Source organism: Cupriavidus sp. YAF13 (genome assembly GCF_052113425.1).
Lineage (GTDB): Bacteria > Pseudomonadota > Gammaproteobacteria > Burkholderiales > Burkholderiaceae > Cupriavidus.
Genome location: NZ_JBFRDD010000008.1, coordinates 167,704 through 183,142 on the forward strand (window position 1 = coordinate 167,704; position 15,439 = coordinate 183,142).

13 protein-coding genes and 1 pseudogene are annotated in these 15,439 nt (G+C 60.6%); 7 read left to right on the top strand and 7 right to left on the bottom strand.

Translation table 11 applies throughout. The features are described 5' to 3' along the window. Window positions 1-2: 2 nt before the first annotated feature. The 3 genes from AB4061_RS09750 to AB4061_RS09760 all read right to left on the bottom strand — a co-directional run bounded on the left by AB4061_RS09750 (window position 3) and on the right by AB4061_RS09760 (window position 3,489). Window positions 3-1,133, bottom strand: a complete 1,131-nt coding sequence (locus tag AB4061_RS09750; RefSeq protein WP_441633152.1) for an amino acid ABC transporter permease — start codon at window positions 1,131-1,133, stop codon at window positions 3-5. Further along, on the bottom strand, window positions 1,130-2,386 hold the full coding sequence (locus AB4061_RS09755; RefSeq protein WP_441633154.1) for an ABC transporter permease subunit: 1,257 nt from the start codon (window positions 2,384-2,386) through the stop codon (window positions 1,130-1,132). Before AB4061_RS09755 ends, AB4061_RS09750 begins: the two co-directional genes overlap by 4 nt. Window positions 2,387-2,448: 62 nt before the next feature. Then, window positions 2,449-3,489 carry a transporter substrate-binding domain-containing protein gene (locus AB4061_RS09760; protein WP_441633156.1) on the bottom strand — a complete coding sequence of 347 codons (1,041 nt, stop codon included), beginning with the start codon at window positions 3,487-3,489 and terminating at the stop codon, window positions 2,449-2,451. Window positions 3,490-3,616: 127 nt separating this feature from the next. Here AB4061_RS09760 and AB4061_RS09765 point away from each other — a divergent pair, with 127 nt between their 5' ends. Further along, complete coding sequence (locus AB4061_RS09765) at window positions 3,617-4,543, top strand: LysR substrate-binding domain-containing protein (RefSeq protein WP_441633158.1); 927 nt, start codon at window positions 3,617-3,619, stop codon at window positions 4,541-4,543. On the opposite strand, the gene AB4061_RS09770 is transcribed toward AB4061_RS09765, so the two are convergent. Together AB4061_RS09770 and AB4061_RS09775 are read right to left on the bottom strand one after the other, a co-directional pair. Continuing rightward, a complete protein-coding gene (locus AB4061_RS09770; RefSeq protein ID WP_441633160.1) occupies window positions 4,540-5,112 on the bottom strand; it encodes an L-threonylcarbamoyladenylate synthase in 573 nt (190 codons plus the stop codon). The two genes, AB4061_RS09765 and AB4061_RS09770, sit on opposite strands and share 4 nt — an antisense overlap. Beyond that, window positions 5,109-6,071, bottom strand: a complete 963-nt coding sequence (locus AB4061_RS09775) for a LysR family transcriptional regulator (protein ID WP_441633162.1) — start codon at window positions 6,069-6,071, stop codon at window positions 5,109-5,111. The genes AB4061_RS09770 and AB4061_RS09775 overlap by 4 nt, the downstream gene beginning before the upstream one ends. Window positions 6,072-6,117: 46 nt before the next feature. Between AB4061_RS09775 and AB4061_RS09780 the strand changes: the two genes are divergently transcribed. The 4 genes from AB4061_RS09780 (at window position 6,118) to AB4061_RS09795 (ending at window position 11,294) form a co-directional block, all read left to right on the top strand. After that, a complete protein-coding gene (locus AB4061_RS09780) occupies window positions 6,118-7,137 on the top strand; it encodes an NAD(P)-dependent oxidoreductase (RefSeq protein ID WP_441633164.1) in 1,020 nt (339 codons plus the stop codon). A 25-nt stretch (window positions 7,138-7,162) separates the two neighbouring features. Then, window positions 7,163-8,689, top strand: a complete 1,527-nt coding sequence (locus AB4061_RS09785; RefSeq protein ID WP_441633166.1) for an aldehyde dehydrogenase family protein — start codon at window positions 7,163-7,165, stop codon at window positions 8,687-8,689. 79 nt (window positions 8,690-8,768) lie between these two features. Then, window positions 8,769-10,118 (top strand): DUF3100 domain-containing protein, encoded by a 1,350-nt coding sequence (locus AB4061_RS09790; protein ID WP_441633168.1) that lies wholly within the window; start codon window positions 8,769-8,771, stop codon window positions 10,116-10,118. A 3-nt stretch (window positions 10,119-10,121) separates the two neighbouring features. Then, window positions 10,122-11,294, top strand: coding sequence for a M20 aminoacylase family protein (locus tag AB4061_RS09795; RefSeq protein WP_441633170.1), 1,173 nt, complete (start codon window positions 10,122-10,124; stop codon window positions 11,292-11,294). Between the two features lie 709 nt (window positions 11,295-12,003). On the opposite strand, the pseudogene AB4061_RS09800 reads toward AB4061_RS09795, so the two are convergent. After that, window positions 12,004-12,674, bottom strand: a pseudogene (locus tag AB4061_RS09800) (IS110 family transposase). Window positions 12,675-12,754: 80 nt separating this feature from the next. Next, window positions 12,755-13,336 (bottom strand): TetR/AcrR family transcriptional regulator, encoded by a 582-nt coding sequence (locus tag AB4061_RS09805; protein WP_441633172.1) that lies wholly within the window; start codon window positions 13,334-13,336, stop codon window positions 12,755-12,757. Window positions 13,337-13,464: 128 nt separating this feature from the next. Here AB4061_RS09805 and AB4061_RS09810 point away from each other — a divergent pair, with 128 nt between their 5' ends. Beyond that, the gene (locus tag AB4061_RS09810; protein WP_441633174.1) at window positions 13,465-14,328 is read left to right on the top strand and encodes an alpha/beta fold hydrolase; all 864 of its coding nucleotides are present in this window, start codon (window positions 13,465-13,467) and stop codon (window positions 14,326-14,328) included. A gap of 99 nt (window positions 14,329-14,427) precedes the next feature. Continuing rightward, on the top strand, window positions 14,428-15,171 hold the full coding sequence (locus AB4061_RS09815; protein ID WP_441633176.1) for an SDR family NAD(P)-dependent oxidoreductase: 744 nt from the start codon (window positions 14,428-14,430) through the stop codon (window positions 15,169-15,171). The last annotated feature ends 268 nt before the right edge of the window (window positions 15,172-15,439 follow it).

Consider the following 15,439-nt stretch of genomic DNA (forward strand, 5'->3'; position numbering starts at 1 on the left):
GGTTAGCGGTGGCCAATGGCCATCCGTGCTTCCAGGCGTCTCGCGCCAAATGTGATCACCGAAGCCACAGCGAGATAGACGAGAAACATGAAGGCGTACAACTCGTAGGTTCGACCGCCAGACTGTGGATTGACTAGCACCATCTGGCCGGCCCGCAGAAAATCCGTCAGGCCGATGATGAATAGCAAAGGCACGTTGTTGAAGATATCGAGCACGTTGCCAACCAGTGCTGGCATGACGACGCGGAACGCTTGCGGTAGCACCACGTCACGGCTGATCTGCGCTGGCGACATTCCCAGCGATTGAGCGGCCTCGATTTGTCCGCGCGGAACACTCTGCAGCCCGCTGCGTACGTACTCCGCAACGTAGGCCGCAAAGAACAGTGTGAAGCCAAGCAACCCCCGCAGCAGGTCAGGCATGGCATTCTGTGGCGACACCAGCGGGGTAATGATCCAGACCCAGTAGACGATCAGAATCAGTGGCAGTGAACGCATCACCTCGATGTAGCCGGTGCAGATAATGCGTGCGCTTGCAAATCGGCTGCGCCGCCCAAGCGCCAGGCCGATGCCCAGCGGCACGCTCAATATCGCGGCCAGCAATGTAAAGAGCACCCCCATCAGCAAGCCGCCCCAGCGCTCGGTGCCGGCCGGCGCCAGCAACGCGCCGATGAAGAGCAAGCCGAGCAGCCAGGCCACACCAACCATCTTGCGCAGAGATGGCCAGACGTCGACGGCTAGCCAGCCGGCAAGACCCACGGCGACGCAGCCTAGCGCGCATGCCAGTGGAATGCTGCCCGTGAACACGCATCCCGCGGCTGCTAGCGCAGCGATGTCTACGCCGATGCCAAGCGCTCGGCGGCGCGCACATGTGACCAGCGCGACGGTCATGCCGCTGACCAAGGCGAGGATGCCGGTGGCGAGCCAGGGCTGAATCGTCATCTCGCCGGGGAGCGTGCCAACCATGAGGACGCGCAAATTGTCGCCAACCACGTGCCATTGCGCCTGGGTGATGGCCCAGTTGCCGACACTGAACATCATCCACAGGCACAGCGGAATGAAGAGGATCGATAACGCCGTGTCAAACGGCGTGGCTAACAAGTTGCGCCGTACCCAACGCGGAAATGCAGCAGTCATCGCGATGCCCCTGCTAGAAGAAGTCGTCTGTTGACGATATTGACCACGAAACTGATCGTCCAACTGAGCACAAGATAGGCAAGCATCACCACGATCACGCCTTCAAGATTGCGGCCAGACGTATTGGCTACGGTGCCATAGACATTGAAGAGATCGGAGAAGCCGATGGCGATGCCGAGCGAGGTGGTCTTGGCCAGGCTGATGTACTGGTTGCCGAATGCAGGCAGTACCACTCGGAACACTTGCGGAATGACGACGTCCCGGAAGGCATAGCGCCTGGACAGCCCCAGTGCCGCCGCAGCTTCCCATTGACCTTTCGGCAAAGCCAATATGGCGCCACGGACGATTTCCGCAATGAATGCGGCGGTGTAGACGCTGAGCCCAAGGAACAATGCAGCAAACTCCGGACTGGCTGCCACACCGCCAACCACCATGAACCCATCAACGTGCGGCGTGGCGACGGTCAACGGAAAGCCCAGTGCGATGGCAGCAACCAGTGCGACTGCGCTCAAGGCGAGGAATAGATGCCCCATTCTCTGCTGCTTGCGTGCAGCGAATGCCGCTAGCGCTAAGGCAGTGCCCGCAAGCAAGCTCCACAGAGCACCCTTTGAAGCATGTTCGGCCAGCGCTACCGCCGGCACGTAAAGCCCCTGCTTGCTGAACAGAATCCCACCAAACCAACGCGAGGCGTCCGTCAGGGCGGGCATCTGCAAGACCACGGCGAAGTACCAGAAGACCAACTGGATGAGCATTGGCGTGTTGCGCGCCAACTCAACAAAGCCGAAGCTCAACTGGCGAACGAGCCAATTGTGTGAGATACGCGCCATGCCTACCAATAGGCCGAGCACCGTAGCAAGAACGATGGACACCGCAGCCGTCTTGATGGTGTTGTAGAAGCCGGCCAGCAACGCTTCGGCGTTGGTATCGGCAGCTGTGAACGAGCGTATCCCATTCGACGTGACAATATAGCCCTCGCTGATATCGAAGTTGGCTGCCTGCCTCAAGAAGCCCATGTCGAAGCCAATGCCGTTGCGCGCCAGGCCCGCACGCACACTCAGTGCAAGCCAGGCGAGCAAGACCACGGCCGCCAAGACGATTCCCGCCTGCTTGGCGAACCTGACTACGCGCAAGCTTAGGCGAGTGGACGTTGACAGTCCGGGACGCGGAGACAATGCGGCGAGGGCGGTCAGTCCTGCTGCCGCGTTGGGTGGGGCGGACGGCTCCACCGACGTCGGATTCACGATTCGATTCATGGCGGCTTCTGAGGTACGGTTCTCGTTCGGCGCGGGCATTGGGCCCGCACGCCTGCGGGGGATCAGATCCATGGAGGGGAATACAGTGCGCCGCCCTGGCTCCACGGAGCATTGAGGGTGCCCTTGCGATCGATGAAGGTCGATGTCTTGGGACCAAGATTGCGCTCATAGATCTCGCCGAAGTTGCCTACCTGACCGATGACCTTGCTGACGAAATCGACAGGCAGGCCGAAATCCGGCCCAAAGCTGCCATTGACGCCAAGGAACTTCTGCACGAAGGGATCTTGGCTCTTCCTCGACGCATCCAGATTCTTCGCGTCGATCTTGTACTCCTCTGCCTGGAAAGTGGCGAAGACAATCCAACGCAGCGCGTTGCGCCAACGGGAGTCGTTGGCGACCGTGAAGCCGGCAAAAGGGGATTTGTCCAGCGTCTCCGGCAGGATCGTGTAGTCGGCGGGGTTGGGCGCGTTGGCCTTCCACGTGGCGAGGGCGGATCGATCGGTACTCATGCCTTGGCATCGACCGGACTCCATGGCGGCGAACAGCTTTTCCAGGTTCTCATAGGTGAGCACCTTCGTCGAAGGACTCCAACCCTGGGACTTGATGTAGCCCGAGAGTGTCTGCTCGGTCGCCGATCCTTGAGTCGTGCAAATGGTGGCGCCGTTAAGTGCCTTGACACTCTGAATCTTGTTGCCCTTGACCATGATTCCGTTGCCGTCGTAGAAGTAGATTGGCAGGAAGTCCACTGCCACCGCCGATTCGCGCGCAGGCTTGAGCGTCGTGTGGGCAAACACGACATCCACTTGATTGGTCTGCACCGCATTGAAGCGGCTCTTGTCGGTCACCACCACGTACTTCACCTTCTTCGCATCGCCCAGCACCGCGGCGGCCACCGCCTTGCAGAGATCCACGTCCATGCCGGTCATCTCGCCGGTCTTGGTGTTGAGATATCCAAAACCGGGGGCGGCATTATCGGTTCCGCAGTTCAGTACGCCCCGCGCCTTAACCGTGTCGAGTACGGACGTTGCTGCACTAGCGTGGCCTGCAGCAAAGCAGATTGCACTGGCTACAGCGGCTTGGCAGAGAATGGCAAAGTGTTTCATCTGGTTCCTCTCGGACGATACGGGTTGGGGGATGCCTCCATCCTAGGAACAACATTCCTATAGGTCTATTGATGTATTCTTACGATATGCATTAGCAAAACTGTTTATTTGGGTATACCCTCCCCGTATGGAAATCAGTCGACTGCGCGCCTTGCGCGAACTCTCAACACGCCAGACCATGGCCGCCGTGGCCGACGCGCTCTTTTTGACACCCTCGGCCGTCTCACAGCAGATTGCGCAGTTGGAGGAGGAAGCAGGGATCAAGCTGACCGAGCGGCAAGGGCGGGGAGTGAGGCTGACGACAGCGGGCGAAGTACTGGTGGCCCATGTCGAGCGTTTGCTAGGTGTGCTAGAGGAGGCCAAGTCGGATTTGGCCCAGTTAAAGAAGGAGATTGCTGGCAAGATCCGCGTTGCGGCGTTTCCGACCGTTGCCGCAGCGCTGTTGCCACATGTGATCAAGACGCTGGGTGTGTCCTACCCCTTCCTCGAGATAGTGCTAGAGGAAATGGAGCCTGCCGACGGGTTAGCCGCGCTCGGCTCATGGCGGGCCGACATCGCATTTGTCGATGACCTGACTTTCCGGTTGCGGCGAGAGGATAAGACCGTCGAGCAGGTTCCTCTCCTGGAAGATGTACTGTACGCGTTACTGCCGTGTGGCCACCGGTTCGCGGATCGCGCGACGGTGTCGATGGGAGAGTTGAAGAACGAGGCATGGGCCCTGGATTCAGCGTCGAGCTTCTACGCCGAATTCATCGTCAACCTCTGCCGGCGCGCGGGTTACGAACCGCGAATCAATGCAGAGTGCCGCGGATTCGAGATCCTCGGCGCCATGGTCGCCGCCGGCTGCTCGGTTTCCGTGATTCCGGGCCTCAGGCTATCCCATACCCCTTCTGACGTGCGAGCGGTCAAGCTTCGCCCAGAAATGAAGCGACGTATTTCGGTCGCCTATCGCCGAGGCGAACGAAAACATCCCGCAGTGCAGGTATTCGTTTCCCAGTTGCTGGCGAGCGCCGAAGAACTCGCGCTCCGAGTCGTGCCACAACTCCCGGCTTAAGCGCGCATCACCTTCCCGGTGATGGCATCCCGAATGACGGTCGGCCGACTCAGTGTGCCCACTGGCGCATCCAGCACGCCGTCTAGCGCGCGGCCAAAGTATCGCTTCAGTTGCTCAATATTGACTGCAGGAGGCTCACAACTGGGATTCGCGCTTGTCGAGACAAGCGCGCCGCCGAATGCCCGACAAAGTGCCCTTGCGGGCGGATGCGCTGTCACGCGCACCGCGATCCCACCTCGCGTTCCACTTACCCACGAGGGCACATGCTCGCTGCGCGGGAACACCCATGTGTGCGGACCCGGCCAGGTTTCTGTGACTTCACGGAGGCGGTCCTCGGATATCCCCCTCAAGTCGAGAAATCCCGCAATTTGCCCAAAGTCCGCCGCTATCAACAACAGTCCTTGACTGACGGATCGAGCCTTAAGATGACAGATTCGTCGAACGGCAGCTTCATTGCATGGGTCACAACCGAGTCCCATGACCGCTTCCGTCGGGTACCCAACCACGCCACCGCTGCGCAGCACCTCTGCCAGGGACTCAACGGTTGCGTAGCTGCAACATGCCGTCATGCCTTGCCACTTCTTCTCGGCTTCGCGTCCCGGAAAGCACGCATCGTGGATATGAGCTGTAGCAAGAGCTGATTCGACGCGATCGGCAACTGCCTGCCCAGACGCGTGACGATATGCGCCTCTGCACTCGCCAGGATCCGGTTATTGATGGGAATTGCCACCAGATCGCCTGCGTCGACTTCCTGTGTGACGGCGAAGGCAGGAAGCAACCCAACGCCAAGCCCTGCCTTCACGAAGTGTTTGACCACCGAAATGGAGTCGGTCGTTAGCTTCGGAACGAGCCGCAGGTGTTCCAATTGACTCGCAAGTTCGATGGCTTGGCGCGTGCCGTATGACCCGTGCATCATCGCCAAATCATGGCCTGCAATGTCCCGCAAGACTGGCTCGCGCTTTAACGCAACTAGCGGGTGATCGGGCTTGGCGATCAGGCACATCGGTTGGCGAATTGCTGCTCGAGAACGAATGCTTGCGCTCACGGGCGGGTTGTAGACCAAGCCGATATGGGCCTGGTCCTCGGCCACACGCCTTAAGACCTCGTTGGTACCGGCCAAACTCAGACTGACGGTGAGATGCGGGTGTTTTTTCCAGAACGCCTGCAATGGTTCCGCCATCAGGTCGCCAACAAAGCCCTCCCCAAGGACAAGGTCGATATGCCCGCGCACAAGGCCAGCGACCTCGCCGAGCTTGTTGAGTACGTCCTCCTTATGAGACGTATGCTGCCTGTAGTACTCCACTAGCATCTGACCGGCCTCTGTGGGCTTGACCCCGCGCCCCAGCCGCTCGAGCAGTGGCATTGACAGTTCGGTTTCCAATTGCGCTATCTGCCGGCTCACCACCGACGGATTCATGTCCAGCTTGTCTGCCGCTGCGCGAATGGAACCGGATGCAACCGCTTCGTAAAGATACCGGACGCGTCGATCCTCAAGGGAGGACGCCATCTCCGGACTAGGGCGCGCCATTGCGACTCCTGTGTGTTGACTGGAAAGCAACACAATTCTACCGCTCATGCCATTGCTAGCCAATCCGTGCAGTGCAATTCTTCGCTTACGGCAGAGCTGCCACGCGATTCATCAATGGGGTCCGAACAGGGCCATGCCGCTCGCCAGAACAGCAACTCGTCATCCACCCGAAGGAAATCGAATGAACACCATTGGCGTAATCGGATTGGGCAACATGGGGCGTGGCATGGCCCTATCCTTGCAGCGTGGCGGCTTCTCCGTCGTGGGCACGGACGCTTCGGCGGCCACGCGCGACGCGCTGGCCAAGGAAGGTGTCCCGGTCAAGGAGACCGTCAAGGAGGTGCTGGCGTTGTCGGACGCGCTCGTCCTCTCACTGCCGACTGCAGCGATCGTCGCCGAAGTCGTGGCAGGCCCAGAGGGCCTGATCAGCCATGCAAAGCCTGGCGTGCTCGTGATCGACACCTCGACCTCGCATCCCGACACCACGCGCCGGCTCGCAGCGCAGCTTGCAGCGGTTGGCATGAGCATGATGGACGCGCCAGTCAGCGGCGGCCCCAAGGGCGCTATCTCCGGGACCATGGCCATGGTCATTGGTGCCTCCGACGAGGACCTTGCTAGAGCTATGCCCGTGCTGGAGGCAATGAGCGCTAAGCGCGTCCATGTGGGTGGCGTAGGTGCAGGTCATGTCGCAAAGATCGCCAACAACCTCTTCACCGCCTCCCACCTGATCGTGGCTGCCGAGGTCACGCGGATGGCTGCCAAGGCCGGCGTGCCCGTCGAGCGCCTGCTGCAAGGAATCAACGCTGGCTCCGGCCGAAGCTTCGTTACCGAACATAGCTTCCCGACGTGGATCATGAACGGCAAGTTCGATTCGGGCTTCACCATGAAGCTGATGCGCAAGGACGTGCGCCTTTCGCAGGAACTGATCGGTGCACTCGATCTGGATCTACCGCTGTCCGGCAAGGTCGCCGAGCTGTGGTCTAAGAGTAGTGAGACCATCCAAGACGATGAGGACTTTAATCGCATCGTTGAACTTGGCACGCGTCCCCAGCCCGCGCAGGCTTGAGCACTTCTGATAGGAGATCCTCACCATGAAAAACAACCTCACCGAACAACTGCTCGCGTCCTTTGGCGTCTTCTTTCCGCAAGGCATCATCGGCTCCTATGTGAACGGCGAAATCCTGCAGGGCGAAGGCGAAGAGATCCCGCTGGTGAACCCTTCGACCGGCGAAACCTTCCTCAGTTACAAGGATGCCGGCAGTGCAGTCGTCAGCAAGGCGGTAGACGCGGCAGTCGCGGGCCAACGTGCCTGGGCGGCCGTCAGCCATGCGGAGCGCGGCCGCATCATGCAGGAGATCGGCCGTTTGCTACGGGCCAACCTCGAGCCGCTGGCACAACTCGAATCGCTCTCTGCGGGTAAGCCCATCCGCGACTGTCGGGGCGAAGCGCTGCGCGTCGCGGAGATGTTCGAATACTACGGGGGCTGGAGCGACAAAGTCTATGGCAACGTCATCCCGGTGCCGAGCGGCCACCTCAACTTCACACGCCGGGAGCCATGCGGCGTGGTACTCCAGATTACCCCCTGGAACGCACCATTGAATACCTGTGGCTGGCAGATCGCACCGGCGATCTGCATGGGCAATGCCGTGTTGCTCAAGCCCTCGGAACTCACCCCGCTGAGCTCGTTGGCCGTGGCCTTGCTGGCCGAGCAGGCAGGCCTACCTAAAGGCGTCATCAACATCCTCGCCGGCTACGGCCATACGACGGGGCAAGCGGCCCTGATGAGCCGCGCGACCAAGAAGGTGGTATTCGTGGGCTCCGTGCCCACCGGCAGCAAGATCGCCGCGGCCGCCGCGCAGCGCGGGATCCCTTGCCTGCTCGAGCTCGGTGGAAAGTCTGCCAATATCGTCTTCGAGGATGCAAACCTGGAGCGCGCGGCAATTGGGGCGCAGGCGGCAATTTTCGGCAATGCGGGCCAAAGCTGCGTGGCAGGCTCACGTCTGCTGGTACAACGCAGCGTCTACGATAAGTTCGTGCAAATGGTGGCAGACGGTGCCCGCCAGCTTCGTGTCGGCGAGCCCACTGCCCCCGAAACCGAGGTTGGGCCTGTTCAGAATGCCAAGCAGTTCAACCACGTCCTCAACATGATCCAAACCGGCGTGAAGGAAGGAGCGACGGTGGTGGAAGGAAGCAACGGCGAGGCATCGGGTCCCGGCTACTTTGTGCGCCCAACGGTGCTCAAGAACGTCACCAACGACATGACGGTGGCCCAGACCGAGATCTTCGGCCCAGTGGTCGTCGCCATCCCTTTCGACACGGAAGAAGACGCCATCCGCATCGCCAACGACAGCGACTTCGGCCTGGCCGGTGCAGTTTGGACGAGCGACATCGGCCGCGCCTACCGCGTGGCGTCCCAAGTCAAGGCTGGCACCTTCTGGGTGAATATGTACAAAGTCATCAACGTGGCCTCGCCCTTCGGCGGCTATGACGCTAGCGGCTATGGCCGGTCCAGCGGCATTGAAGCGCTGCACGAGTACACCCAGGTAAAGAGCATTTGGGTTGAGACCGCCGTCAACCCGAACCAGCCGTTCGGGTACGCGCCGAGCCTGGACCGTTAAGTAGGTAGCGCGCGCGGCCGCGCCGGCCGCCACGACACCACGCGCCCGCGCGCCCTAACCCCACCCGGAGGATTCCACCATGTCCACTCATTCGTTGTCTGCCACAACGTGCGCGAGTACTGCTGGCGACAAGGCCAGGCTCTTCTTCTTCGCATTCGTTCTGGTCGTCGTCGCAGAATTCGTCGGCAACGTCAGCGTCCCGCTCGGCCCGGCCAAGATCGTTCTACTTCCCTTACTTTGGGCATTGCTGATGGGCGGGGCCTGGGGCCTGGCCAGCAAGCGGCTCCCCCCAGGCGTCGCGGTCAGCACCGAACTCCAGCGCGTCGCCGCAGCGATCCTTCAGCCGGCGCTGCTGTTGTTCATTGCCAAACTGGCACTCTTAGTTGGTGGCTCCCTCCCCAAAATCGCGGCCTCGGGCTTCGGCTTGGTCTTCCAAGAATTCGGCCACTTCTTCGGCACGATGGTGTTCGGACTGCCGATCGCATTGCTCCTTGGCATCAAGCGCCAGGCCATCGGGGCAACATTTTCCGTCGGGCGCGAACCAAGCCTAGCGATCATCGGAGAGAAGTTCGGAATGCAGTCTCCCGAGGGCCAGGGGGTACTGGCCGAGTACCTGACGGGCACGGTCTTCGGCGCAGTGTTCATCGCCGTGGTGGCGGGCCTGATCGCCAGCCTGAATATCTTCAACCCCCTTGCCCTGGCCATGGGCGCGGGTGTCGGCTCCGGCAGCATGATGGCTGCCGCCGCCGGCTCGATCGCCGCCCAGCAGACGCCGGAGGTGGCCAAGGACGTCGCGACATTTGCGGCTGCCAGCAATCTGATCACGACGACGATCGGCACTTACTTCACCCTCTTCCTCTCCCTTCCCTTCACCATCTGGGCCTACGGCCGGCTGGAACCCCTGATCGGACGTACGACCAGCGCCACCATTGAGTCGTCGTCCGCGCTCTCCGCGGACATCCACGATCCCGCGCCGAGCCTGGGCATGCCAGGTCTGGTCCTCACCTGGGTGCTTGTAGCGGCCTTTGCCCTGTGCGGCAACYGGATTACCTACAAGACATCCCCCGTTGACCCTCTGGTTCTCGGCGGCATTGCCATCATCGTGGCCGTTGTGATCGTGGGCTACGTGCTCTACCGCTTGACTGGCGCGCGTCTGCCCGCCGTAGTCTGGGTGTCTCTTGTGGGTATGGTCCTGACGTTCCCCGGCTTCCCGGGTGCCGCGCACATCGCGGAGATGACGGGCAAGATCAATTTCCTGGCGTTATCCACCCCCATCCTCGCTTTCGCTGGACTCTCCATTGCCAAGGACATTCCGGCATTCCGCAGGCTGGGCTGGCGCATTGTCGTCGTGTCCTTCGCGGCCAATTTTGGTACTTTTGTTGGCGCTGCGCTGATCGCACAGTTCTTTATGCACAAGCCGGTGATCTGAGCCATGTCCGATTTCACCCCTGAACTCGACCCCGACGTCGTCAACGCGATGTTTGCTTGGCGGCGCGACCTGCACGCTCATCCTGAACTGGCATTCGAAGAGCATCGTACGGCTGACCTAGTCGCCCGGGAACTAGCCAGCATGGGCATCGATGTGTATCGCGGTCTGGGTCGCACGGGCGTCGTCGGCACCATCACAACAGGAGAGGGTCCTAGTATTGGTTTGCGCGCCGATATGGATGCGCTGCCAGTGCAGGAACTCAGTGTGGTTGCCCACGCCTCGACCTACAAGGGCATCATGCACGCATGCGGACACGACGGCCACACGGCCATGTTGCTTGGCGCAGCTCGTCATTTGGCCAAAAATCGGGATTTCAAAGGCACCATTCACTTCATCTTTCAGCCGGCCGAGGAGAACGAAGGCGGCGGCCGTGCAATGGTTGAGGACGGACTGTTCGAACGCTTTCCGTGTGATGCGGTCTATGGGATGCATAACTGGCCCGGGTTGCCCGCTGGGGAATTTGCCATCAACCACGGTCCAATGATGGCCGCACTCGACACGTTCGAGATCACTGTGCAAGGTCGGGGCTCGCATGCCGCGATGCCCGAGCGAGGGGTCGACCCGTTCATCAGCGTTGCACAGATCGTTCTGGGCCTGCAGACTATTCCAAGCCGGCTCGTGAGCGCCCTGGATACCATCGTGGTAAGTGTGACGCAGATTCACGGCGGGGACACCTGGAACGTGATCCCCGACCGCGTTCTGATCCGTGGTACCGTCCGCTGCTTCGATGCCAAGGTACAGGACCGCGCCGAAGATGCACTCCGGTCCATGGCAACGACGCTGGCCGCGGCTCAGGGAGCCACTGCAAACGTGGAGTATGCGAGACGCTACCCAGCAACCGTGAACAGTTCGCACGAGGCAGACAACGCAATCGCGGCTGCGAAGGCTACCCGTGGGGGCCAGGGAGTACGTGTTGGCATCCCCCCTTCGATGGCGTCCGAGGATTTCGCATTCATGCTACAGGCCCTGCCCGGCGCCTACATTTGGTTGGGAGCCGATGGTCGTCAACCAAGTGCTCCACTGCACAACCCCCACTATGACTTCAACGATGAAACGCTTGCGGTGGGGGCAGCCTATTGGGTCTCGCTTGCGACGTATCTGTTGCCGGTTCTTTGAATCAACTCATGCCTTCTCAGAGACGGGAGAAATCTGCAGCCTAATCCTGAGGGTCGGCCGGGCGGCTGGCCGTATGCGATGGGAACTTCCCCTGCGCCATCATGGATGAATGGCAGGTAGGCATCGAACCGCGAGGGCCGCAGTATCGCGTCCATCTGGGCAGCCCCTCCTGCTACTCGACGTGGTAGCGCAGGATCTGCGCTTCAAGATTGCTTTCCCACTTGGGGTCATCGTACCTTGCGTGCGAAATCTGGCGGTGGGCGCTCCGGATTCGGCTTACAGTAAGGCTTTTCGGCCATGAAGGCTACTTGGAGCCAGTAGCTTTCCAACTGGTTGATTCTTAAAATATTTCACGGCCATACCGCCAGATTTCGCACGCAAAGTACTACAAGGGCTTCCCCGTTGGTTGCAAACCCAATCGAAGTTTTCCGTGGCAGATGCGTTATTGCTCTTTCAGTGTGATGGGAAAAGGTGAAGGACTGCGGGACTACAAACGGTCATATTGGGCCAAAGGCCCGGACCCTGATGTAAGACGCGCGCGAAGGCCTCGTTCGATTATCGGGATTGAATTCCCCATACTTTTCTCAGATGCGCCTCGCGCGGGTCCAACCCGCTTCACATCAACGCCGGCAGTGCAACTGTGATCCGCGCTCCATGCATCTTTTCTGATCTGGCCTCCTGCAGATTGCTTGTTTCGCGGAAATCAAGTTCATCGGGAGGTTGGCTCTGGCTTGAAGGCGTCGCCGAAGTGCAAGACTGCCCAGGCCAACCGCGCGTTCTTGGCGGCGATCGCGACAGCCGCTCGCCAGTATCCCCGACGCTCAACCAGGCTTCTGACCCAGCGACTGAAGCGGTCCTGAAACGTGCTCCCGCAAATCGCTGATGCACCGGCTGGCCCAGCTCGGTAGGGATTCCAGGTGCGCCCCGATCTCTCTTCGTAGTCGGTCGGGCTTCCGTGGCAAGACGACGCCAAATTTGCCTAGCAACCCACGGAGCCGGTTGTAGCACGCGGTGCGCTCCTCGACAAAGCCCTGGCGGGTGCCATGCAAGCAGAGGATGCCTTGCTGCTGTTCGTCTTTGATCGGTAAAGCGCATGTTGGGGCGGGTCATCGCCTCACAGATCGCCGCTGCATCGGCTGCATCGTTCTTGCCACGCTTGCCGGACATCCGATATGGCGCAACCAGCTTGGGCGCCATCAGCTTGACGGTATGTCCATGCACGCAAAACAGCCGAGCCCAATGATGCGCACCCGAGCAAGCTTCCATGCCAATCAGACAAGGTGTTAACTCGGCAATCAGCATGGCCAACTGATCACGGGCAACTCTCGGCTTCACGAGAAGTGCTTTGCCTGTCGCATCGACCCCGTGAACGGCAAACACGTTCTTGAGGGTCGGCCCTCGATATCGGGCTGCGCGGTGTCTTGACCCTGCGGAGGCTCCCGGGTCGCACGGCCTGCTTGCTAGTTGTCCACCGACGTCGACAATGGCGCGAGAATTTCTGAGCGACAGACTTCCAGAATCTCGTCCGCCAGCGGGGAGTCATCCGGACAGGCTCGCGACAGCACGATCGCGCCGACCGAATGGGCGAACATGTCGATCATCTTTGCGCGCGCCTCGCGCTGATCCAACGTACCCAACGTCACGCCTTCGCGTTCAAGTGCAGTCAGCAGGCTTTCGATTCCAGCTGCAAACGTGGCCTTGATGGCTTCTGGTTGACGCGCCGCATCGCCGCAAAGGGCCGCCATCGTGCAGCCGCTGCCACGGGCGTCGCGGTGCTCCCGGGAAATGTAGCGATTGATGAACTCGGGGATGTCCACTCCCCCGGTCCGCGCCTCGGTTTGTGATATCCCGCAGGCGGCCGCCTCGGCCATCAGGTCGGCTTTGGAACGGAAGTGCTTGTAGAACCCGCCGTGGGTGAAGCCGGCGGCCGCCATCAACTCTGCCACACCCACGCCGTCGTAGCCGCGCTCACGGAACAACGTGGACGCCGTCTCAACGATGCGCGCCCGGTTCTCCTGTGCCTGTGCTTTGGTGACTTTCATGCCCGTGAGCCTCTTTCTGTAAGCCAAGAAACAAGGCGTCAATATACATTGATGTTGGCCATCATCAAAGACATTGACATTTTAGATTATGCTCATCATCATTGATGTTCGCCTACGCGGAGTAAACAATGACCAATTCCGACAAGGACGTTCGATCGGCCACGACCTACGCCAATGCCGCGAACCTGTTGATCGATGTCGGGGGCACTCCCTTTGCCTACCGCGACCTGGGGCCGCGCAGTGGAGTGCCACTGATTCTTCTCAATCATTGGGGCGCGGTGCTGGACAATTTCGATCCCCGGATCGTCGATGGCCTTGCCGGCAGGCATCGCGTCATCGCCACCGACTACCGGGGAATCGGCGCCTCGGGCGGCACGGCGCCTGTGACTGTCGATGAAATGGCATGCGATGCCATCGCCCTGATCCACGCGTTTGGTTTCGAGACGGTGGATCTGCTCGGCTTTTCCCTCGGGGGATTCGTGGCGCAGGACATGGTGCTGAAAGCACCCGGCTTGGTCCGCAAGCTCCTTCTGACCGGTACGGGCCCGGCGGGCGGCCAAGGCATCGACAAGGTCGGCGCGGTTTCCTGGCCATTGATCATCAAGGGCCTGCTGACGCGGAGGGATCCCAAGTACTACCTGTTCTTCACGTCCACGGCGAATGGTCGCCAAGCCGCGAAGGCCTTCCTGGAACGATTGAAGGAACGCAAGCGAAACCGGGACAAAGACCCGACACCGGTCGCCTTCCTGCGGCAGTTGAAGGCGATCAAGGCCTGGGGCCGGCAAGCGCCGCAGGATCTCGGCAGCATCCGGATCCCGGTTCTGATCGCTAACGGCGACAACGACATCATGGTGCCCACCGTGAACAGTACCGACATGGCGCGACGCATTCCGGACTCACAACTGGTCATTTACGAAGACGCCGGGCATGGTGGGATTTTCCAGAATCAGGCCGATTTCGTATCAAAGGCACTTTCCTTCTTGGATAAATGATCGATTTCACGCAACGCACAAGTTCGGCAACCTGGCCACCCTCGAGGCCAGCTTGCGCGATGACGCCAGTATCCTCACTAACTGAATGGAGACAATGACATGAGTCAGCCAACTGCAATCGTGTTCGGCGTGGGATCGGTCCGCGGAGTCGGCGGCGCCGTGTGCAGGCGCTTCGCACGCGAGGGCTATCACGTCATCGCGACCGGACGCACGCTGTCCAAAATTGAGGAGGTGGTCGCGGAGATTACCGCGTCGGGAATCGGCAGTGCCGAAGCGCTTCGGACTGACGTGACCGATGAAACGCAGGTGATCGCCGCTTTCGACCGCGCGATGAACCCAGGGCCGGGCCGCGAGCCCGCCGATGTCATCGTGTCCAACGCTGGCAACAACGCCTTCATCGATTTCACGAAACTAACCGCAGCACAGTTCGAAGACTTCTGGCGCGTTGGCTGCTATTCGGGCTTCTTGGTCGGTCGTGAGGCCGCGCGGCGACTGGTCCCGCTGGGCCGCGGCACCGTGATCTTCACTGGCGCCTCCGGCAGTCTGCGCGGCAAGCCCGGCTTTGCGCACTTCGCCGCCGCGAAGGCGGGACTTCGAATGATCGCGCAAAGCATGGCCCGCGAATACGGGCCCAAGGGAATTCACGTCGCGCATATCGTCATCGATGGTGGCATTCTCGGAGACCGGCTTCAGGACGCCTATCCACAAATGATTGAGCACCTCGGTCCGGAAGGACTCCTTGAGTATGATGCCATTGCCGAAAACTACTGGATGTTGCACCGCCAGCCGAAATCGGCGTGGACGCAGGAGCTCGACCTGAGACCGTTCAAGGAAAACTGGTGACCACACCGAAGCGAGCAGCCGCTGGCTCAGGAATCGATGCCCCTCGACAGCACGGATTTTGCGATCCAGCTCAGCCTGCAATTCTGGTGGCTTAAAAAACGTTCGCCCTCCCCCTGTCAACGACGCTCAGGATTACCCACAAATCATCGACATGACTTCATTCGTTCTGGCGGAAGATGCGATACATCTTGATGCTCTCGTGCAGGATGAAGAAGCCGYGCCAGAGCACAGTGGGCCCTGGCGGGCGGTCGTGCTTACGGCCCAGATA